The 20100-nt window shown below is 69.1% G+C and carries 17 protein-coding genes; 6 read left to right on the forward strand and 11 right to left on the reverse strand.

The window, feature by feature from the left end; genetic code table 11:
- Positions 1 to 1585 precede the first annotated feature (1585 nt).
- The 5 genes from ACZ6ZD_RS02945 to ACZ6ZD_RS02965 form a co-directional block, all read right to left on the reverse strand.
- Positions 1586 to 2710: a hypothetical protein gene (locus tag ACZ6ZD_RS02945; RefSeq protein WP_465667736.1), complete on the reverse strand. Its 1125-nt coding sequence runs from the start codon at positions 2708 to 2710 to the stop codon at positions 1586 to 1588.
- Positions 2707 to 3972, reverse strand: coding sequence for a class I SAM-dependent methyltransferase (locus ACZ6ZD_RS02950; protein WP_465667738.1), 1266 nt, complete (start codon positions 3970 to 3972; stop codon positions 2707 to 2709). The genes ACZ6ZD_RS02945 and ACZ6ZD_RS02950 overlap by 4 nt, the downstream gene beginning before the upstream one ends.
- Positions 3973 to 4044: 72 nt before the next feature.
- Positions 4045 to 4410: a hypothetical protein gene (locus tag ACZ6ZD_RS02955; RefSeq protein ID WP_465667740.1), complete on the reverse strand. Its 366-nt coding sequence runs from the start codon at positions 4408 to 4410 to the stop codon at positions 4045 to 4047.
- Between the two features lie 123 nt (positions 4411 to 4533).
- The gene (locus ACZ6ZD_RS02960; RefSeq protein ID WP_465667742.1) at positions 4534 to 5649 is read right to left on the reverse strand and encodes a hypothetical protein; all 1116 of its coding nucleotides are present in this window, start codon (positions 5647 to 5649) and stop codon (positions 4534 to 4536) included.
- A gap of 197 nt (positions 5650 to 5846) precedes the next feature.
- Positions 5847 to 7475 carry an acyltransferase gene (locus ACZ6ZD_RS02965; RefSeq protein WP_465667744.1) on the reverse strand — a complete coding sequence of 543 codons (1629 nt, stop codon included), beginning with the start codon at positions 7473 to 7475 and terminating at the stop codon, positions 5847 to 5849.
- A gap of 82 nt (positions 7476 to 7557) precedes the next feature.
- On the opposite strand from ACZ6ZD_RS02965, the gene ACZ6ZD_RS02970 reads away from it, so the two are divergent.
- From ACZ6ZD_RS02970 to ACZ6ZD_RS02990, 5 genes are all read left to right on the forward strand, one after another.
- Complete coding sequence (locus ACZ6ZD_RS02970; RefSeq protein WP_465667746.1) at positions 7558 to 8628, forward strand: LacI family DNA-binding transcriptional regulator; 1071 nt, start codon at positions 7558 to 7560, stop codon at positions 8626 to 8628.
- Positions 8629 to 8785: 157 nt separating this feature from the next.
- Positions 8786 to 10099: an ABC transporter substrate-binding protein gene (locus ACZ6ZD_RS02975; RefSeq protein WP_465667748.1), complete on the forward strand. Its 1314-nt coding sequence runs from the start codon at positions 8786 to 8788 to the stop codon at positions 10097 to 10099.
- Positions 10100 to 10183: 84 nt separating this feature from the next.
- On the forward strand, positions 10184 to 11164 hold the full coding sequence (locus ACZ6ZD_RS02980) for a carbohydrate ABC transporter permease (RefSeq protein ID WP_465667750.1): 981 nt from the start codon (positions 10184 to 10186) through the stop codon (positions 11162 to 11164).
- Entirely contained in the window at positions 11157 to 11996 is an 840-nt protein-coding gene (locus ACZ6ZD_RS02985; RefSeq protein ID WP_465667752.1) for a carbohydrate ABC transporter permease, read from the forward strand. Before ACZ6ZD_RS02980 ends, ACZ6ZD_RS02985 begins: the two co-directional genes overlap by 8 nt.
- A 25-nt stretch (positions 11997 to 12021) precedes the next feature.
- Complete coding sequence (locus tag ACZ6ZD_RS02990; protein ID WP_465667754.1) at positions 12022 to 12477, forward strand: MaoC family dehydratase; 456 nt, start codon at positions 12022 to 12024, stop codon at positions 12475 to 12477.
- Here ACZ6ZD_RS02990 and ACZ6ZD_RS02995 read toward each other — a convergent pair.
- The 5 genes from ACZ6ZD_RS02995 to thpR are packed head-to-tail and all read right to left on the reverse strand — an operon-like array spanning position 12474 to position 17208.
- Positions 12474 to 13364, reverse strand: a complete 891-nt coding sequence (locus ACZ6ZD_RS02995; RefSeq protein WP_465667756.1) for a hypothetical protein — start codon at positions 13362 to 13364, stop codon at positions 12474 to 12476. The two genes, ACZ6ZD_RS02990 and ACZ6ZD_RS02995, sit on opposite strands and share 4 nt — an antisense overlap.
- A gap of 25 nt (positions 13365 to 13389) precedes the next feature.
- Entirely contained in the window at positions 13390 to 14649 is a 1260-nt protein-coding gene (gene efeB / locus ACZ6ZD_RS03000; protein ID WP_465667758.1) for an iron uptake transporter deferrochelatase/peroxidase subunit, read from the reverse strand.
- Positions 14646 to 15785, reverse strand: a complete 1140-nt coding sequence (gene efeO, locus ACZ6ZD_RS03005; RefSeq protein ID WP_465667760.1) for an iron uptake system protein EfeO — start codon at positions 15783 to 15785, stop codon at positions 14646 to 14648. Before efeO ends, efeB begins: the two co-directional genes overlap by 4 nt.
- A complete protein-coding gene (gene efeU, locus ACZ6ZD_RS03010) occupies positions 15763 to 16599 on the reverse strand; it encodes an iron uptake transporter permease EfeU (protein WP_465667762.1) in 837 nt (278 codons plus the stop codon). Before efeU ends, efeO begins: the two co-directional genes overlap by 23 nt.
- Before the next feature lie 45 nt (positions 16600 to 16644).
- Positions 16645 to 17208, reverse strand: coding sequence for an RNA 2',3'-cyclic phosphodiesterase (gene thpR, locus ACZ6ZD_RS03015; protein WP_465667764.1), 564 nt, complete (start codon positions 17206 to 17208; stop codon positions 16645 to 16647).
- 33 nt (positions 17209 to 17241) lie between these two features.
- On the opposite strand from thpR, the gene ACZ6ZD_RS03020 reads away from it, so the two are divergent.
- Positions 17242 to 18681: an LLM class flavin-dependent oxidoreductase gene (locus tag ACZ6ZD_RS03020; RefSeq protein WP_465667766.1), complete on the forward strand. Its 1440-nt coding sequence runs from the start codon at positions 17242 to 17244 to the stop codon at positions 18679 to 18681.
- Here the strand turns inward: ACZ6ZD_RS03020 and ACZ6ZD_RS03025 are convergent.
- Complete coding sequence (locus ACZ6ZD_RS03025; protein WP_465667768.1) at positions 18658 to 20061, reverse strand: mycothione reductase; 1404 nt, start codon at positions 20059 to 20061, stop codon at positions 18658 to 18660. The genes ACZ6ZD_RS03020 and ACZ6ZD_RS03025 overlap by 24 nt on opposite strands.
- Between the last annotated feature and the right edge of the window lie 39 nt (positions 20062 to 20100).

The raw sequence follows: 20100 nt of genomic DNA on the forward strand, positions 1-20100 counted from the left end.
TGCAGCATGTGCAGGGCGGGTGACGGCTGGGGTGGGTGCCGGGCCGGCACCAGGTGGCAGGCAGAAACCGGGCGTCGGGTGCCAGACACACCAGGCCGAGCCGGAAACCGCGCGCGGTACTACCCGGGCGGGGTGGCCGCCGAGCTCCAGGTGGGCGCCCAGCCGGAGCCGGACACCGGACGAGGCCGGTGGACGCCGGGGACTCGTACGGAGGGTTCGGCGCTGTGATGGCAGCAGGCGGAGGGCCGAGCCGGGAACCACGCGTTGCACGGAACATTTGTGTCGCCTGGCGGCTTCTTCTTTCCGTCTAACGCGGCGCGCGCCGGCGCGGAGCCGGGCACCGGGCGAGGGCGGCGGACGCCGGGCTGCGGCCAGGTGCGAGGGCGAGCCCGGCATCGGTTGACGTAGGTCGCCAGGCCGAGCCGGAAACCGCATGCGGTACCTGCCGGACGGCGCCGGGTGGTGAGGCAGGGCGGAGGCAGGCACCGGACGACGTCGGTGAGTGCCGAGCGCAGCCGGGCACGGGCCGGTGTCGGTGGGCGCCGGTGAGGGCCGGGCGGAGGCGGGTGCCGGACGAGGTCGGTAGGCGCCGGGGATTCGTGCGGAGGGTCCGGCGCTGTGGTGGCGGCAGGTGGAGGGCCGAGCCGGGAACCACGCGTTGCGCGGAACGTTTGTGTCGCCTAGCGGCTTCTTCTTTCCGTCTAACGCGGCGTGCGCCGGGTGAGCGCCGGGGCGGAGCCGGACACCGGACGAGGTCGATGAGCGCTGGACGGGACTTCGCGCGGGAGGTCAGGCGCTGCGGCGGCAGATGGGGCACCGGGCAGGAACTGCGCGAAGTATGTGCAGGGCGGGTGCCGGGTGGGGGTGGGGGTCAAGGCGGCAGCCGGGTGGCAGGCAGAAGCCGGGCGTCGGGTGCCAGAGATGCTAGGCCGAGCCGGGAACCGCCTGCGGTACCTGCCGAACGGCACCGGGTGCAGGGCGGATGGCAGGCGCCGGACGCCGTCGGTCAGCGCCGGGCGCAGCCGGGCACCGAACCGTGTCGGCGGGCGCCGGTGAGGGCCGGGCGGAGCCGGGATCCAGACGAGGTCGGTCAGCGCCGGAGGCTCGTGCGGAGGGCCGGCGTTGTGGTGGCAGCGGGTGGAGGGGCGAGCCGGGGACCGCGCGTTGCGCGGAACGTTTGTGTCGCCTGGCGGCGTTTTCTTTCCGGCCAACGCCGCATGTGCCGGGCGGAGGCGGGTGCCGAACGAGGGCGGAGGGTGCCGGGCGGACTCGTGCGGAGGGGTCGGCGTTGTGGTGGCAGCGGGGGGAGGGCCGGGCCGGGGACCGCGCGTTGCGCGGAACATTTGTGTCGCCTGGGGGCGTTTTCTTTCCGTCCAACGCGGCGTGCGCCGGGCGGAGGCGAGGGCCGGACGAGGCCGGTGGGTGCCGGGGGGGGGACTCGTGCGGAGGGGTTGGCGTTGTGGTGGCAGCGGGGGAGGGGCGGGGCGGGGACCGCGCGTTGCGCGGGACGTTTGTTTTGCCTGGCGGCGTTTCTTTTCGTTCGGCGCGGGGTGGGGCGGATGGACGCCGGGTGGGGGTTGGGGGGTTAGGCGCTGTGGCGGCGGCGGGTGGGGGTGGGGGGTGGGGGGTGGGCTCCGGTTAGGCGGGCGTTTTCGGCCATGCGGTCTTGGCGTTCGCGGCGGCCTGGGGGGAAGGTGAGGACGGTGACTACCAGGGCGAAGAGGGCGGCGCCGATGAGGATCCAGCGGAGGGAGTGGTTTTTGTCGGTGGGGGTGGCGGCTGGGTCGGGGGCGCCGCTGGTGGGTTTGGGGGTGGCGGTGCCGGGTGGGGTGTTGGTGCCTGCTTTGGCGGGGACGGGGACTTGGTAGACGGCTGAGTTGGCGCCTTCGCTGCCGACCAGGAGGGTGTTGTCGGAGGCGCCGATGGCTACTGACTCGCCTTGGGCGAGTGGCACGGGGCCGCGGGCGACGAGGGCCGGGGTCGTGCCCCAGGAGAGGGTGGCGACGTCGGTGTAGGAGCGCAGGACGATCTGCTCGCCGTCGGGGAGGAAGGTGCCGTCGGTGTACTGGCCCTTGGGCGCCGAGGCGTATTTCGTCAGCTCGTTGGTGCCCTGGCGGGACGGCGACTTCGGGGCGGCGTAGATGGCCGGCGTCTTCTTGGTCGTCTTGGTGACGATGAACAGCCGGTTGGTCTGCGGCTGGACGAGCAGCGTCTCGGCGTCGTGCGCGCCGTCGGGGTACTTGAAGTCGTACCGGTGGTAGCGGACGTTCTCGGCGTCCTGCAGGCTCTCCGGCTCGGGGATCGTGTAGATCTCGATCATGTCCCGGGAGGCGTTGTTGTCGCCGATGTCGGCGATGTAGATCGTGCCGTCCGCATCGACCGCGATCGCCTCGACGTCCCGGACCTCGGCCTTGAACCGCAGCACCACCTTGACGTCACCGGTGGTATCCACGCCGAACACGCGCGCGGAGTCGCCCGAGTCGTTGATCGTCCAGTACAGGTCGTCGTGCTTCGCGCTCTTCGCCAGCCCGGACGACTCCTTCAGCCGGGAGTCCTTGATCGTGAACAGCTTCTTCGGCGGTGTCGGATCGGCCGCGACCGCGGCGCCCCCGGCGGCGGCCGTCTCCCCCGCGGTGGCCGGGAGCACGGCCCCGGCGCCCGCGAGGCAGGTCGCCGCGGTCAGCAGCAGAGCGCGCCGAAGCACCTTCACGAGACCACCTCCGCCGGAGCAGGCCGGGCGGGCAGCAGGAGCTGCGCCAGCCGCGGCTGCACCTGCCAGGTGGCGGCGAGCGCGTCGTAGTCCGCAACCAGGTCGGGGGTCGCGGGAGCGTTCGTCCGGGCGGCTCGGAGCAGCAGGTTGCGAGGGGTGTGTTGGCTGTCCACGAACTGCACTACCTCCACGCGGTATCCGAGCTGTCGCAGCACCGCCGCACGCAAGCTATCCGTCAGGATGTCGGCGAACCGCTCACGAACGATGCCATATCGGGTCATCAGCGCATAAGGCGCCGGTGGTGAGACGCTCTTGAGCTGCTTCTGGATGTCGTGATGGCAGCACGGAGCCGCCAGCACCAGCGGCGCCTCCCAGCGGACCGCCCGGGCCAGCGCGTCGTCGGTCGCCGTGTCGCAGGCGTGCAGGGCGAGCACGACATCCGGCCGGACGTCGAGCTCGGCGCCCTGGATCGTGGCGTCGACGAAGCGCAGGTGCTCCTGCCAGCCGAGCGCGGTCACGACCCGGGTGTTCCGGGTGCGGGCCGCCGGATTGTGGTCCACACCGGTCATCCGGACGTCGTGCCCGGCCGCGGTCAGCAGGTGGTACGCCGCGAGTGTCAGGTACGCGTTCCCGCAGCCGAGGTCGACGACCTGCAGCGGACGGCCGGTCGCGATCCGGCCGGCGCCCAGCGCCTCCTCGAGCGCAGGCTCGAGGAGTTTGCAGAACTCCTCGATCTGCTTGTACTTCGCCTGCCGGGACGGCTTCACCCGGCCCTGATGGTCGCTGATCCCGAGCTCGACCAGGAACGGCGCCGCCGGGTCGAGCACCCGCTGCTTCACCCGGTCGTGGCCGGTGACCTGCTCCCGGCTCTCCGCCTGCCGGTGCAGCAGTTCCTTGCCCTTCTTGGTGTAGCGCAGCCGCAGCGTCTCCGTCGTGGTCTCGACATGCCACGTGCCGTACGGCAGCGTCAGCAGCTCGTCGATCAGCGCCCCGGCCTCGCCGGCCGCGACGTTCCGCGTGTGGGCCTGCCGCTCGTCGTACTCGGTGAGCTGCAGATGCCGCTTCCCCTTGAGGTCGACGTAGCGCAGCTCGAGACGCTGGTACGACGGCTGGTCCAGACCGCGGCGCCGGCCCGACGCGACCGCACGCACCAGGCCGGCCTGGTCCAGCAGGGCCGCCCGGATCGCCTCCCACGCCCCCGTCTCGCCCGCCGCCTGCGCGGTCGGCTCGTCGAGTACGCCGGGACCCACCTCTGCCTGCATCGCGCCATTGTCGCCGACGGCTGTATGTGATCACAAAAGGGTCTCGCCCACGGCGCGTGGCGGCGGGGCTGCTCACAGCAGTTTCGCGTCCTCCTCGAGGAGACCGAGGGCGCGCAGCCTGGTCGCGATCCCGCCCTCCTGCCGGCCGAGCGTCTCCATCATCCGCTCCTTGTCCGCGCCTTCGTTGAACAGGTCGGTGAGCAGCTGCTCGTCCGCCGCCGTCCACGGGCGGAACGCGTTCGGGTGGCTGCGCCGGGCCGCCTTGATCCGCCGCGTCATCGAGCGGGTGTCCTGCAGCTCCAGCGAGCGGATCCGCGCCTGGCGGTGCCGGCCGACCTCCTCACCCTCCCGCCAGAACACGACCGCCTCCTCGTCGAACGTCATCAGGTCAGCCGCAACATCGCAGTAGTCGGCGTCCTCGAGCATCACTCGCAGCATCGTGGGTCTCTCCGTGTCATGAGGTGGCCGCTTCACGACCACCGATCGATTTGTCACCGGAGAAGATGCCGCGAATCACCCCGCTCCCAACGACCGATTCGCAACCTGTGGATAACCCGGAGCTCAGCGCACCGGGTCCGACGGGTCCTCGGGGAACCGCGGCGCCGCCGGGTCGGGCGGCAGGCCGAGCGGGGTCGTCGCGCCCGGCTGCTTCTCGGCCAGCTCCGCCTCGCGCTGCATCCGGTCCCGCTCGGCGCGCAGCAGGCCCAGCAGCACCAGGTCCAGCAGCATGCCGCCCGCGGCCGCGAACTGCGTCCCGGCGAACTGGAAGACCTGCGTCATCAGCAGCGATACCAGCACAGCGAGCTCGAACAACCGCACCGCCCGCGCCCGGTTCCCCTTCCGCAGCTGCAGCCAGCCGCGGAACGTGAAGGTTGCGGACAGCAGACTCCCGACCGTGACGCCGGTCACCGACAGCCCGGTGACGCCGGCGTTCACCACCCCCGCGATCAGCGGCGCGCCGATCGCCTGGATGGTCAGGACTACGACCGCCACGACCGGGGCCTTCGGGTGCGTGGCCAGCCGCTCGAAACCGCGCTGCAGCGCCCGCCAGGCCGCGTCCACCGGCGCGGCCAGCTCCACCTCGTCGTGCGGGCAGGCGTCCAGCAGCGCCGCGGTCTCCCGCCGCCCCTGGACGTTCGGCTCGACGTCGCGCAGCAGCTCGTCCGCCTGGGCCCGCCGCTGCCGCGACAGGCCGCCCGCGACGCCCTCGACCGCGTGGTCGATCACGTTCGCCAGCTCCTCGCGCGGATCGATGGGCCGCCGCGTACTCAGGAACCGGCTGGCGAGCACGATCAGCACGAAGACGACGTACACGATCGCGGCCGTCGGCTTGTAGAAGTAGTTGTTGTCGGAGGTGACGAACTTGCCGACCTCGTCGATGAACAGGCCGAACCCGATCCCGCCGACCAGTGCGGCGGCGGGCCGGACGACCGGGCCGACGTACGCCAGCAGCAGCGAGATCGCGATCAGCATCAGCACGCCGCCCGGCAGGACGTGCGCGATGTGCAGGCCCTTCCCGCCGATCTGCGGGTAGCCGCTCAGGCTGAGGAACAGGCGGGTGATCAGCACCGTCGCCACGCCGGACACCACGAACGTGGTCAGATGCTCACCCGACCGCACGTTCCGAACCAGACCCGCGCGCATGAGGTACGACGACCGCGTCGTGGTGGAGGTCATGCGCCAGAAGGTTAGTTCACTGGACGAGGGCCGCGATGACCACCATGGCGACCAGCGCCACCAGAACAAGCGTCGTCACCAGGCGGCGTGTGCGGGGGTCCACCGGCTCAGGTTAATCGACTCCCGCTCCGGGCTGATCAGGGCAGGGGGTATTTCCGATCGGGGGTGAGCGTGCGTGGTGGGCCGGGAGGGGTGGTTCAGAGGGTGACCAGTGGCTCCGGGCGGTGGACGCCGCGGGGGCGGTAGCCGAGCGCGTCGGAGTGGCCCAGGTAGTCGGAGAGCAGCCAGATGACGGACAGCCACATCTCGGTGCCTTGCAGACCCGGGACGGCGCGGTCGTCTATTCCGTCCGGAGCGAAGGCGAAACCGGCGCCGTCGGTCCAGCGGGTGAGGATCGCCGTCAGCTGGTGTTCCGCCCACTGTTTGGCGTCCGCTTCGCCGTACGACGTTTGGCGGCGGGCGAGCCAGAGTGGGTGGATGACGTCGAGGACGTTGCAGGCGTTGTAGTTGTCACCGGTGAACATGCGTCGGTCATTGCTGTGCGCAAGCACCATCTTGACGGCTTGTTCGGGGTACGGGAGTGGCAGGCCGAACTGGGCGTAGGTGCCGCGGGTGAGCCGGTAGAAGCCGTTGACCACTTGGAGCCAGCCGTCGTCCGGATGCGGGGTGCCCCAGGCGCCGCTGACGCGGTCGGCGTTGATGGTGAGCCAGCCGATCAGCTTCTCGAGAGGGCCGGATTCGTTGTGGTCGTGGTGATTGCGGGCGATCGCGGTGCCGAGGGCGTCGATCGCGGCGCCGGCCGACCAGGCGTTTCTTGCCCAGGGCAAGTTGTCGAGCTGGGCCGTGGTGAAGGCGGTGTCGATCGGGTGCTCGAAGGTGCTGCCGAGGACCTGGAGGGCGTAGCCGACGCAGAGTACGTGGTACGGCGCTTCGCCTTGCAGGACGGCGAGTTCGGCATCTGACGGTACGTCGAGGCCGGCGTCGGAGAGGTCTCCTGGTGCGACCAGTCCGGTCTTCGGGTCCTGGCGGGCGCGGAAGCGGCGGACGAGGTCGTCGCGGGTGTGGCCGGCCGGAGTACGGCGTACCAGCAGGTCGGCGATCTCCACCGCGTCACACCACGGCCGAACAGCAGGCGCACTCCCGATCCCCGGCCGATCCACGAACCGCTCGCCGTCCCACGAGCGCGCCAGCACGTCGTCCACCTGATCACGAGCCCGCGCCGCAAAGTCCGCCAACCGAGAAGGAAGTCCGGCAACAGGCTTTACAGATCCATTCCGGGAGCGGAGGACTCGGGCGGGGTTGCCGGCGGCTATGGAGTGGGCGGGGATGGGTTTGGTGACGATGGCGCCGGCTCCGATGATGGCGTGGGGGCCGATGGTGACGCCGTCCAGGATGGTGACGCCGGAGCCGATCCAGACGTCGTCGCCGATGGTGATGCCGCGGGCGGTGTGGGGCTGGCGGAAGATGGGTTCGCCGGGGGCGGTGCCGTGGTTGAAGGCGAGGATCGAGGTGTGCGCGCCGATCCGGACGCCGTCGCCGATGGTGACCTGACCGCGGACGGCGGTGAACGGGTTGATGGTGGAGTCGGCGCCGAGGGTGACGGATCCGGTGACGTAGGCGTGGGCGGCGATGTAGGACCGCTCCCCCAGCCGGAGCTCGTCACAGTAGACCGCGGCCGACTCGGCGACGTACGCGTCGGCGGCCAGGTCGACCGCTCCGGTGAGGCGCGCCTGCCGGGCGAGCTGACTTTCGCGCTCGGCCTCGGTGGCGGTCCGCTTGTACTCCCACGGCAGGAAATCCAGTCGCAACGGCTCGGCAGAGGTCATGGGATAACGCTATCCAACACTCGCGATCCCCGCGTGGCCGAAACCGGCGCTGCTAATCTCCCGCTGTGCGGGGAGCCAACAGATGACAGCAAGCGACGATTCCGAGCCGACCTCCGAGGGAAACGGCGCTCGGCGTACTCAGCGCGTCACGATCAGCGACCTCGCGCGCCGCCTGCAGATCTCCAAGGCCTCGGTCTCCTACGCGCTGAACGGCCGCGCCGGCGTCAGCGACGAGACCCGGCAGCGCGTCCTCGACCTGGCCGAGGAGCTCGGCTTCCACCCGAACTCCGCCGCCGTCGCGCTCTCGGCCAGCCGGACCCGGACGATCGGCATCGTGATCGCCCGCGACCCCGCGCTGATCTCGACCGAGGCGTTCTACATGCGCACGCTGGTCGGCATCGAGCAGTACCTCAACGAGGTCGACGCCTCGCTGCTCCTGCGGCTGACCGGCGAGCAGGGCGAGGACCTCGACGTCCTCCGGCGCTGGTCGCGGCAGGGCCGCGTCGACGGGTTCATCCTGTTCGACGAACACGACAACGACCCGCGGATCCCGCTGCTCAAGGAGCTCGGGATCCCCTGTGTGGTGGTCAGCTCGAACGCGCCCGACGATCAGGTCGGCCGCCTGATCAGCTCCCCCACCGAGACCGTCAGCCTGCTGCTCGACCACCTGGCCGCGCTCGGCCACCGCGAGATCGCGCACATCAGCGGGCCGTTCATGTTCGTCCACGAGCGGCTCCGGGTGCAGACCCTGCGCGAGCTCGCCGCCGACCGCGGGATGACGGTCCGTCAGCTCGAGGGCAGCTACCGGTACGACGACGGCGCCGAGCTGACCCGCGAGCTGCTCACCGGCCCGAACCCGCCGACCGCGATCATCCTCGGCAACGACCTGATGGCGGTCGCCGCGCTCCGGGTCGCGATCGACCTCGGGACGCCGGTCCCTGGTCAGGTCTCGATCGTCGCCTGGGACGACTCGCCGCTGTGCGAGCTGGCCCACCCCGGGATCACCGCGGTCGACCAGAAGACGATGGAACGCGGCCGCGCCGCCGCCGATCTGCTCTTCCGGGTCGCCGCCGGCCAAGACGACGTCCACGAGCAGGCCCCCGCCGGCGAACTCAAGGCCCGCGCTTCCTCGGGCCCCGCGACACCCCGCTGAACCACTACGCTATGGAAGCGGATCCTCACTCCAAGTACTGATCGAATCACGAGGCAGTAACGAACATCACGTAACTGAACCGGTTAGGGTTGTCGAACTTAACCGGTTAGGCCACGATGGGCCCACCAACCACGGGACGAAAAGCTAGGAGTCCGACGTGAGACTGCGTTCGCTTGTAGCCGCGGTAGCGGCGACCGCTCTGGGAGTCAGCCTGGCCGCTTGCGGCGGCAGTGATTCCGGTTCGGACGGCGGGTCCGGCGGGGACCAGACGCTGACCTACTGGGCCAGCAACCAGGGCACCAGCCTGGACAACGACAAGCAGGTCCTGACCCCGGTGCTGGAGAAGTTCACCCAGGAGACCGGCATCAAGGTCAACCTCGAGGTGATCGGCTGGAACGACCTGCAGACCCGGATCCAGACCGCGGTCACCTCCGGCCAGGCGCCCGACGTGGTCAACATCGGCAACACCTGGGCCGCCTCGCTGCAGGCCACCGGCGCGTTCCTGCCGTTCGACGGTGACGCGATGACCGCGATCGGCGGCAAGGACAAGTTCGTGCCGACGGCCCTGGCGACCGGCGGCAAGGAGGGCGAGGACCCGACGTCCGTCCCGCTCTACGGGCTGGCCTACGGCCTGTACTACAACAAGGCGATGTTCGCCGCGGCCGGTCTGCAGCCGCCGAAGACCTGGGAGGAGATGGTCAGCGCCGCTCAGAAGCTGACCAACCCCGCCAAGAACCAGTGGGGGATGGCGCTGGCCGCCGGTAGCTACACCGAGAACGTGCACTTCGCGTTCATCAACGGCGCGCAGAACAAGTCCGACTGGTTCGACGGCGAGGGCAAGCCGACCTTCACCACCGACGGCAACGTCCAGGGCGTGCTGCGCTACCTCGACCTGATGCAGAAGGACAAGGTCGCGAACCCGTCCAACGCGCAGTACGACAACGGCACCAAGTCGGTCAACGACTTCGCGACCAAGAAGGTCGCGATGGTGATCAACCAGAACAACGCCGATTCCTCGATCGTTGCCAACGGCATGAAAGCCGGCGAGTACGGCGTCGTCCCGTTCCCGTCGCCGGCCGGCGGCGAGCAGGTCGCCAGCCACGTCGCGGGGATCAACCTGTCGGTGTTCAAGAACACCAAGCAGAAGGAGTCGGCGCTGAAGTTCGTCAAGTACATGACGGACGCCGGCACCCAGACCACGCTGGGCAAGCCGTTCGCCTCGCTGCCGGTGCTCAAGGACGCCAAGCCGGTGTTCACCTCGGACGCCGCGGAGGCCGCGATCTTCCAGGACATCTACAACACGAAGTCCAAGCCGCTGCCGCTGGTGCCGGCCGAGGACCAGTTCGAGAGCACCGTCGGTAAGGCGATGAACAACATGTTCGCCAAGATCGCCACCGGCGGGACCGTGAGCGCGGACGAGGTGAAGGCGGCGCTGAAGACCGCCGAGGACCAGGTCGCCGCGGGCAGCTGACGGACGACGGCGTCCCGGTTCCGGCCGGGACGCCGTCCCGCCCCGCCCATCCCGCGACCTCAAGGACAGGAGGCGACCACCCAGATGTCCGTCGCCACAACCGATGCGACCACCGCCGGGGCGCCGAAGAAGAAGGCCCCGAAGAAGGCAGGGCTCGAACAACGGCCCGGGCTGCGGCGCTGGTTGCCGTACGCGCTGCTGGCCCCGGCCGTCGTCCTGGAACTGTTCATCCACATCGTCCCGATGCTCGTCGGGATCTGGGTGAGCTTCGTCAAACTGACCCGGATCTACATCGCCAACTGGTCGCAGGCGCCCGGCGCCGGGCTCGGCAACTACAAGGTGGCGATCGACTTCGACAACGCGGTCGGCGCCGGGCTGCTGAAGTCCTTCGGCGTCACCGTGGTCTTCTCACTCGTCACGGTCGGCCTGTCCTGGGTGCTCGGGATGGCCGCCGCGGTGGCGCTGCAGCCGGCGTTCCGCGGCCGGAACCTGGTCCGCACGCTGTTCCTGGTCCCGTACGCGCTCCCGGCGTACGCGGGGATCCTGACCTGGAACTTCATGCTGCAACGCGACACCGGCGCCGTGAACCACGTGCTCAACCAGCTGCACATCACTTCGGACCGGCCGTTCTGGCTGATCGGCGGCAACGCGCTGGCGGCGCTGATCACGGTCGCGACCTGGAAGCTGTGGACGTTCGCCTTCCTGACCCTGATGGCCGGTCTGCAGAGCATCCCCAACGAGCTCTACGAGGCCGCCTCGGTGGACGGCGCCGGCAACCTGCGGCAGTGGCGCAACATCACGCTGCCGCAGCTGCGCCCGGTCAACCTCGTGCTGGTACTGGTCCTGTTCCTGTGGACGTTCAGCGACTTCAACACGCCGTACGTCCTGTTCGGGACCGCGCAGCCGCCGGCGGGTGACCTGATCACCTTCCACATCTACAACGCCTCGTTCCTGACCTGGAACTTCGGCACCGGCGCCGCGATGTCCGTACTGCTGCTGATCTTCCTGATGGTTGTCACCGGCATCTACCTGCTCGTCACCGGAAGGCGGTCGCGTCGTGCGTGAGACCAGAGGCTTCAAGATCTACCGCGGCGTCGTCCTCGCGGTACTCGGCCTGTTCGTGCTGATCCCGCTGTACGTGATGGTGACGTCGTCGCTGAAACCGCTCAAGGACGTCCAGGGCGCGTTCACCTGGTGGCCGTCGAACCTGACCGTCGCGCCGTTCATCGACATGTGGAAAACGGTGCCGCTGGCAAGGTACTTCGTGAACAGCACGATCGTGGCCGTCGCCGCGACGGTCTTCTCGGTGGCGATCGCGATCGTGGCCGCGTTCGCGGTGTCCCGCTTCCGGTTCCGCGGGCGGACGGCGTTCACCACCACGGTGCTGTCGACGCAGATGTTCCCCGGCGTGCTGTTCCTGCTGCCGCTGTACCTGATCTTCGTGAACATCAACAACGAGTTCGGCCTGCAGCTGGTCGGCACCCGGCTCGGCCTGATCATCACCTACCTGACGTTCAGCCTGCCGTTCTCGATCTGGATGCTCGCCGGGTACTTCGACAGCATCCCGCGCGAGCTCGACGAGGCCGCGCTGGTGGACGGCTGCGGCCCGATGGGCGCGCTGGCCCGCGTCGTCCTGCCGGCCGCGCGGCCCGGAGTGATTGCCGTGGCCATCTATTCGTTCATGACCGCCTGGGGCGAGGTGCTGTTCGCCTCGGTGATGACGACCGAAGCCAACCGGACACTCTCCGTAGGCCTGCGGCAGTACTCCACCCAGACCAACATCTACTGGAACCAGATCATGGCCGCGGCCCTCGTGGTCAGCATCCCGGTCGTGATCGGATTTTTGCTTGCCCAGCGCCACTTTGTCGCCGGTGTGACGGCGGGGGCAGTCAAATAGTTGTTTGATCAGTATCTTTGAGGTCATGTACCTCGAGGACTACGTGGTGGGGACGCGGACCGAGCATCCGGGCCGGGTCGTGGTCGGGCAGGGTGAGATCGTCGAGTTCGCGCGGCGATTCGACCCGCAGCCCGTCCATGTCGACCCGGCGGCGGCGTCCGACGGTCCCTACCACGGCCTGATCGCCAGCGGCTGGCACACCGCGGGCCTGATGATGCGCCTGTACGCCGACCAGTACCTCTCCAAGGTCGCCAGCCTCGGCGGCCCCGGCGTCGACGAGCTCCGCTGGCACCTCCCGGTCCGCCCGGGCGACATCCTCCGCCTGACCACCGAAGTCCTCGAGGCCGACCGCTCCCGCGCCAAACCCGACCGCGGCCTGGTCCGCACCCGGGTCGAGCTCCACAACCAGGACAACACGCTCGTCCTGTCCTGCGTCGTCCTCAACCTCTTCAGCGCGCGAGCCCTCCCCGCGCGCCCTTAGCCGCTCCAGCCGTCGACGTAGAGCGACGTGGAGTACGACGTCGCGTAGCGCCCGTTCTTGCCGAGGGAGACGCCGCTGTAGCCATGGGTCGAGGCGCGGTAGCTACCTTCGATCGGGAGGTTCTGCACGCCGCTCGGGCCGGTGTCCGGCCGGCCGATGTTCTTGGCGGCGAAGGCGATGAGCTGCTGCCGGATCGCCGCGTCCGGGACGAAGTACGGCAGGACGGTCGGCAGCCCCTGCTTCAGCGCGGCGATCGCACCCGGGATGCACTCCGGGCAGTCCTGCTTCTTGGCACTGGCCGAGCCGCTGATGTTGATCCGCTCGACGTAGGCCTTGTTCGAGTAGTCGGGATGGACGGTGACCTCGAGATTGCCCTTCGCGCACCTGATCCCCAGGACGCTGTCCGTTCTACAGGCGTAGCCCTTCGCCTTCAGCGTCTTGACACTGGCGTTGACCGTGATGCCGGCCATACAACCGTCACAGGGCTGTTTCGGCCCGGCCGGCGTCGACGGACTGTCACCGGCGGTCGGGCTGCCACCGGAGCTGACCTCTGGGCTCGGGACGCCGGTGGGCTGGGAGGCGACTGGGGTGCCGCCGCCGGCGGTGTCGTCGGAGCTGCCGCCGGTGAAGCGGCTGATGACGAAGATGCCGGCCCCCAGGACGACCATCACCACGACGACGGCGAAGATGATCAGCGGGGCCTTGCCGCCCTTCTTCGGCGGCGGTGGCGGCGGGTAACCGCCGTACTGCTGACCGTACGGCGGTTGCCCGGGCGGCGGGCCGTACTGCGGCTGTCCGTACTGGGGCTGAGCCTGCGGCTGGCCGTACGGCGGCGGTTGCTGTCCGTAAGGAGGCTGCTGGCCGTACGGCGGCTGCTGGTTGCTCACGCCGTCAATGTAGTCAGAATCCGGTTCAGGCGAAGAGTTTCTCGCCCCAGTAGGAGCCAGGTGTGACACCACCGGGACATGCGAAGATGCCGGAGCCGACGTGGTGGATGTACTCGTTGAGCGTGTCGGTGCGGGCCAGCTGGGTCTGGACGGGGATGAACTGCTTGCGCGGGTCGCGTTGGTAGGCGAGGAAGAACAGGCCGGCGTCCAGGCGGCCGAGCCCGTCGGAGCCGTCGACGAAGTTGTAGCCGCGGCGGAGCAGCTCGGCGCCGTTGTTGAACTGCGGGTGCGCGAGCCGGATGTGGGAGTCCATCGGGATTTTCGCTTCGCCGTCGGCGTTCTTGGCGGCGAAGTCGATCGGGTCGAACTCGTCGGCCTTACCGAGTGGGGCGCCGGTGCCTTTGCCGCGGCCGATGATGGTTTCCTGCTCGCCGAGCGACGTCCGGTCCCAGATCTCGATGTTCATCCGGATCCGGCGCGCGACCAGGTAGGAGCCGCCGGCCATCCAGTCGGCGCCGTCGCTCGCTTGGACCCAGACGTGTTGGTCGAGTTTGTCGGCGTCCTCGAGTTTGAGGTTGTTGGTGCCGTCCTTGAAGCCGAACAGGTTCCGCGGGGTGGTTTGGGCGCGTGAGGTGGACGACGTCCGCCCGAAGCCGAGCTGTGAGTAGCGGACGGCGACGCGGCCGAAGCCGATCCGGGCGAGGTTGCGGATGGCGTGCACGGCGACTTGGGGGTCGTCCGAACAGGCTTGGACGGCGATGTCGCCGCCGGACCGGTTGGGGTCGAGGTCGTCGCCGATGAAATGGGGCAAATCGACCAGGGCGGCCGGGCGTTTCGCGGCGAGGCCGAAGCGTTTGTCGAACAGGGACGGCCCGAAGCCGATGGTGAGTGTGAGTCGCGCCGGCGGCAGGCCGACCGCTTCGCCGGTGTCTTCGGGTGGGGCCTCGCCTGGGCCGTTGACGGCGCCGTACTGGCCGATGTCGCGACCGGCAGTGAGCAGCGCGGCTGCCGCCGTCCACTCTTTCAGTAGCGCGATCAGCTCGTCACGTTTGGTGGTGGTGACGTCGAACGCGGCGAAGTGCAGCCGGTCCTGGACGGCGGTGACGATGCCGGCTTGGTGTGGGCCGTGGAACTCGACCGGGCCGTTGGCATCCGCGGCCTGCGACTCCTCGCCGGCCAGCACCGAGTGCGCGGCGTAGCCGGCGACTCCGGTCGCGACGGCTGCTCCCGCCGCGCCGATCAGGCCGCGCCGGGAGATGCCCTTACGTTCCACGGGTTCCGTCATTTCTTCGCGATCACACCGGCGACCTTGGAGACCGGCTCGGCCAGCCCGTCGACGACCTGCCCGAGCGCCTTCTTCTCGGCGTCCGTCACGTTGTAGGGCTTGAAACCGTCACCCTCGCGGTACTTGTCGACCGCGGCGAACACCGCCGTGAAGTTCGTGTCGAGCGCGGCGACCAGGGCCGGGTCGCGCTTCTGCAGCGCCGGGCGCAGCGCCTGGATCGCGGCCTGCGAACCCTCGACGTTGGCCTGGAAATCCCACAGGTCGGTATGCGAGTAACGGTCCTCCTCACCGGTGATCTTGCCGGTGGCAACCTCGTCCAGAAGCTCCTTCGCACCGTTCGCGAGCTGCAACGGGTTGAGCTGCACGACCTTCGCCTTCGAGACAACGGTCTTCACATCGACCAGCAGCTGATCGGCGTACTTCGCCATCCCAGCCGTGCTGTTCTTCTCCCACAGGGCCTGCTCGATCCGGTGGTAACCGGTCCACTCGGTCCCCGGCTCGACATCGTTGACCCGGGCATCGATCTTCGGATCCAGATCACCGAACGACTCCGCGACCGGCTCGATCCGCTCCCAGTACGTCCGCGACACCGGGAACAACGCCTTCGCCTTCGCCACGTCACCAGCCTTCACCGCGTCGACGAACTCGGTCGTCTTCTGCTCCAGCGCGACCGCCTGCGAGTTCACGTACCGCTGGTAGCTCACGGTCGCCTGCTTCAGCAGTGTGTCCTCGTCGACCTGCGCGGGCGCGTCCCCGGCAACAGTCAGATCGCCACGGATCCCGTCACCGACCATGCCAGGCTTGCAGACCGCGTGGTACTTACCGGTCGGCAGCTCGACGATCAGCTCCCGCTGCAGACCCGGGCCGATGTTCTCGACCTCGCCCATCACGCGGTCGCCCTCGGCGTACACGTAGAACTCCGTGACCTTGCTGCCGCCGTTCGAGACCGCGAACGTGCTGGTACCGGACTTCACATCGCGACGACTCAGGTCGCAGGACGAATCGGTCGCCTTGACCGTCACCGGGCCGGTGCCGTCGTCGGTCGCGGCCGGCTTGTCCTCGGCGCACGCGGTGAGCGCGGCGAGCCCCAGGACGACGCCGACGGTGGTGGCCTTAAGAGTCTTGGACCTGGACATGTTTCTCCTGGACAGGGGTGATCGGACGGAAGTACAGCACCAGCACGGGCACCAGGTAGGCCAGCCAGGCGATCGACTCGACGACGGTCGGGGCCGGGTTGAAGTTGAAGATGCCCTTGAGCAGGACGCCGTACCAGCTGTCCGGCGCGATGACGTGCGAGATGTCGAACGCCAGGTTGTGCAGGCCGGGCAGGAGGTTGGCCTCCTGCAGGTCGTGAAAGCCGTAGGCGAAGATGCCGGCGGCGACCAGGATGAGGATCGCTCCGGTCCACTTGAAGAAGACCGCGAGGTTGATCCGGACGGCACCGCGGTAGATCAGCACGCCGAGGACGACGGCCGTCGCGAGCCCGAGCACGACGCCGGTGAACGGGCCCGCGGTGGTCGCGGTGGCGGCTGACGCGTAGACGATGAACGCGGTCTCGATGCTCTCCCGGAAGACGGCCAGGAAGGCCAGGATCACGACCGCCCGGGGGCCGATCGCGAGCGCCTGGTCCATCCGTTCGCGCAGTTCCCTGGCGATACCGCGGGACGCCTTGCGCATCCAGAAGATCATCCAGGTGACGAAGCCGACCGCGAGGATCGACATCACCCCGCCGACGGTCTCCTGGGTGGTGAAGGACTTCGCGGTCAGCGCGGTCACGAACTGCAGCAGCCCCCAGGCGGCGGCCGCCACGGCCAGCGCCGCGCCGACTCCGATCCAGACCAGTTTCAGCCGGTCCCGGCGTCCGGACCGGACCAGGAAGGTCGCGAGGATGCTGACCACCAGCGATGCCTCGAGCCCCTCACGGAGCCCGATCAGGTAGTTCGCGAGCATGGCGGACGATCCTCATTACCTTAGGAATGGCTAACCTTCCTGAGGTTAACCTAAGAATTCCCATTCGCCCACTGTGGCGTACGCCGCAGAACGGCCCACTCCTTCACCCAGCCGGGACTCGATCAGCTGCAGGCTCCCGGCCGTCCACTCGGCGCCGTCGTACGTGTCGAAGACCCGCACCCAGCGGGTCACGTCGATCGGCCGGCGCAGCCGCGCCAGCGTCAGGTGCGGGACGAACTTGCGCCCGTCCACGGTCACACCCGAGTGGTTGGCCGCCGCCCGCGTCGTCTTCGACAAGTGCTTGAGCGCGTCGGTCTCGTCCCGGACGCCGGTGTACAGCACCCGCGCCTCCGGCACACCGGGAAACGCGCCGGCCCCGGCCAGCCGCAACGGGAACGGCCGCTGCCGCTTCGCGACCGCCTCCAGCCGCTCGCCCAACTCATCGGTCTTCCAGTCCGGCACGTCACCCAGGAACGCCAGCGTGATGTGCCAGTGCTCGTCCGCGGCCCACCGGATGTCGTCATCCGGATGCTCCCGCCGCGGTCCGACGAACTCGCTCAGATCCTCCACAACTTCGATGGGTGGCACCACGGCCACGAACAATCGCATCCGATCAGCCTATCGGTGGTGGAAACTGAGTTTGTGGAACGGAAACTGCCGTCGCCGTGTGTGGTGATCCTGGTCGGGCCGGGGGCCGCCGGGAAGTCGAGCTGGGCGGCGGCGGAGTTCGCGCCGGAGCTGGTCGTGTCGAGTGATCGGCTGCGGGCGCTGGTCGGTGCGGGCGAGGACGACCTGGCGGCCAGCGCGGATGCGTTCGCGCTGCTGGAGACCGTGGTCGAGCAGCGGATCGGGCGGCGGCTGACGACTGTGATCGACACGCTCGGCCTCGATCGCGACCGGAGGTTGCGGTGGCTCGGGCTGGCGCGAGCAGCCGGAATGCCTTGTGTGGCAGTCGCTTTCGACACCCCGGCAGCCGAGTGCCGGCGACGTAACCGCGAGCGCCCGAAGCGGATCCCGGCCGACGTCCTGACCGGGCAGCTGCGTACCTGGGCCGCGGCGCGCGACGAGCTGGCGACGGAAGGGTACGACGACGTCCTCCGGCCGACCGCAGTACGCGTCGTCCCAGCGGCGTTCGTGAGCGCGGACGCAGCCGTCGAGCGGCAGACCGCAACACCGACCGGAATGCGATTCGGCCTGCAGCTGAGCAGTTACCCGGGCGGCCGCGCGGGGCTGTCCGCGTGGACCCGCGAAGTCGCGGCAAAGGCCGAAGAAGTCGGCTTCGACGCCATCTACGTCATGGACCACTTCCGCCAGATCCCGCAGGTAGGCCGCGCCTGGGACGACTTCCTGGAAAGCTGGACGACGCTCGGCTACCTGGCCGCCTGCACAACGCGCGTCCGCCTCGGCACACTCGTCTCCGGCATCACCTACCGCAACGTCGCCCACCTCGGCAAGATCGCCGCGACCCTCGACGTCCTGAGCTCCGGACGCGCCGTCTGCGGCCTCGGCCTGGCCTGGTTCGAAGCCGAACACAAAGCCTACGGCTGGCCCTTCCCCTCGGTCAGCGATCGCTACGCACTGCTGGAAGACGCGCTACAGCTACTCCCCATCATGTGGGGACCAGGCAACAAACCCTTCCACGGCCGAGTCCTCGATATCCCCGACACCACCTGCTATCCACGCCCCCTGCAGGAAAAGTTGCCCCTCCTAGTTGGTGGCAGTGGGCAACGAACCCTCCGCCTCGCCGCCCGCCACGCCGACGCGGTGAACATCTTCGGCGACCTCCCCACCGTCCGCGCCCGAGCGGCGTACGTCCGCTCACTCACCGACCGCCCGATCGACATCACCCACCTCTCCACCACCCTCGTCGGCGACCACGCCCTGGTCGAACGCCTCCGCCCCCGCAACCAGAACCCAGCGAAATACGCCGCCACCGTCAACGCCGGCACCATCGACGACCAAATAGGCCGCTTCCGCGAACTGGCCGAAGCCGGCGTCTCCGAAGTAATGCTCAGCCTCCCCGACCTCGACACCCTCGACGACGTCGGCCAGGTGATCTCAGCCTTTCGGCTCGAGGGGTAGGGCGAGGAGGGCGTTTTCGATGAGTTCGGGCATGGCGGGGTGGATCCAGTACTGGTTGCGGGCCATTTCGTAGGCGCCGAGGCCGAAGGACATGGCTTGGATGAGGGGCTGGATGACGGTGGCGGCCTGGGGGCCGAGGATGTGGGCGCCGAGGAGTTGGCCGGTGGTGGGGTCGGCGAGGAGTTTGGCGAAGCCGGTGGTGTCTTCCATGGCCCAGCCGTAGGCGATGTCGGCGTATTTCTGGCGGCTGACGACGTAGTCGAGGCCCTGGTCCTGGGCTTGTTGTTCGGTGAGGCCGACGGAGGCGATCTGGGGGGAGCTGAAGACGGCGTGCGGGACGAAGCGGTGGTCGGCCTTGATCCGGTCGGCGGGCTCGAGGAGGTTGTGTTTGACGACGCGGGCCTCGTGGTTGGCGACGTGTTTGAGCTGGTGCGGGGAGGTCAGGTCGCCGAGGGCGTAGATGCCGTCGACGGCGGTCTGCTGGTACTCGTCGACGACGACGCGGCCCTCGTGGTCGACCTCGACGCCGGTGGCCTGCGGGTTGAGCAGGTCGGAGTTCGGCGTCCGGCCGACGGCGACCAGGAGCTCGTCGACGATCAGCATGTCCTTGCCGTCCGGATGCAGCACCATCAGCTCGACCCTGCCGTCCGGCAGGCGGGTCGCCCGGACGGTCTCGTGCTGCAGGCGGACGTCGTACTTCCCCTTGGCGAGCTCCGTGAAGTGCTCGGCGAGCTCGGCGTCCTCGCCGCGCAGCAGCGTCTTCGAGCGGGCGATCAGCGTCACGTCCACGCCGAACGAGGCGAAGACATGCGCGAACTCGGCGGCGACGAACCCGCTGCCGATGATCGCCAGCCGGGCCGGCAGCTCCTCGAGCCGCATGATCGTGTCGGAGGTGTGGAAGCCGGTCTCCTCCAGCCCGACGATCGGCGGGATCACCGGCCGGCTGCCCGAGGCGAGCACGAACCGGTCGCCGGTGACGACGCTGCTCCCGCCGTCGTTGCCGTCGACGGTCAGCTCCTTGACGCCGGTGAACCGGCCGGTGCCGTCGTACACGGTCACGTTGGCGTTGTCCGCGTTGTGGTGCCGGTACTCCGAGCCCGCGGCGGAGATCGGGTCGATCCGGCCGAAGATCCGGTCCCGGACGTCGGGCCAGCGGACGCCGAGCAGCTGCTCGTCGACGCCGTACCGCGCGCTGCCGGCCGGGGTGGCGGCGACGTCCGCGGTGTGCACGAACATCTTGGTCGGGATGCAGCCCTTGTTCAGGCAGGTCCCGCCGAAGGTGCCGCGCTCGACGATCGCCACCTTCCAGTCCGCGAACCGATGGTTCACGATCGTGTTGCCGGAGCCGGTACCGATGACGACGAGATCGTAATGGGTCACACCCCATTATGTGTCTGACCCCAAGAGAGGGTTGGATGG

Source organism: Kribbella sp. NPDC104218 (genome assembly GCF_055584105.1).

Coding starts and splice junctions, on each gene's coding strand:
- ACZ6ZD_RS02965 (WP_465667744.1), bottom strand. CDS start 7,475: ATGACCTCTGCCGAGCCGTTGCGACTGGATTTCCTGCCGTGGGAGTAC.
- efeU (WP_465667762.1), bottom strand. CDS start 16,599: ATGCTCGCGAACTACCTGATCGGGCTCCGTGAGGGGCTCGAGGCATCG.
- ACZ6ZD_RS02980 (WP_465667750.1), top strand. CDS start 10,184: ATGTCCGTCGCCACAACCGATGCGACCACCGCCGGGGCGCCGAAGAAG.
- thpR (WP_465667764.1), bottom strand. CDS start 17,208: ATGCGATTGTTCGTGGCCGTGGTGCCACCCATCGAAGTTGTGGAGGAT.
- efeB (WP_465667758.1), bottom strand. CDS start 14,649: ATGACGGAACCCGTGGAACGTAAGGGCATCTCCCGGCGCGGCCTGATC.
- ACZ6ZD_RS02955 (WP_465667740.1), bottom strand. CDS start 4,410: ATGCTGCGAGTGATGCTCGAGGACGCCGACTACTGCGATGTTGCGGCT.
- ACZ6ZD_RS02960 (WP_465667742.1), bottom strand. CDS start 5,649: ATGACCTCCACCACGACGCGGTCGTCGTACCTCATGCGCGCGGGTCTG.
- ACZ6ZD_RS02990 (WP_465667754.1), top strand. CDS start 12,022: ATGTACCTCGAGGACTACGTGGTGGGGACGCGGACCGAGCATCCGGGC.
- ACZ6ZD_RS02950 (WP_465667738.1), bottom strand. CDS start 3,972: ATGCAGGCAGAGGTGGGTCCCGGCGTACTCGACGAGCCGACCGCGCAG.
- ACZ6ZD_RS02970 (WP_465667746.1), top strand. CDS start 7,558: ATGACAGCAAGCGACGATTCCGAGCCGACCTCCGAGGGAAACGGCGCT.
- efeO (WP_465667760.1), bottom strand. CDS start 15,785: ATGTCCAGGTCCAAGACTCTTAAGGCCACCACCGTCGGCGTCGTCCTG.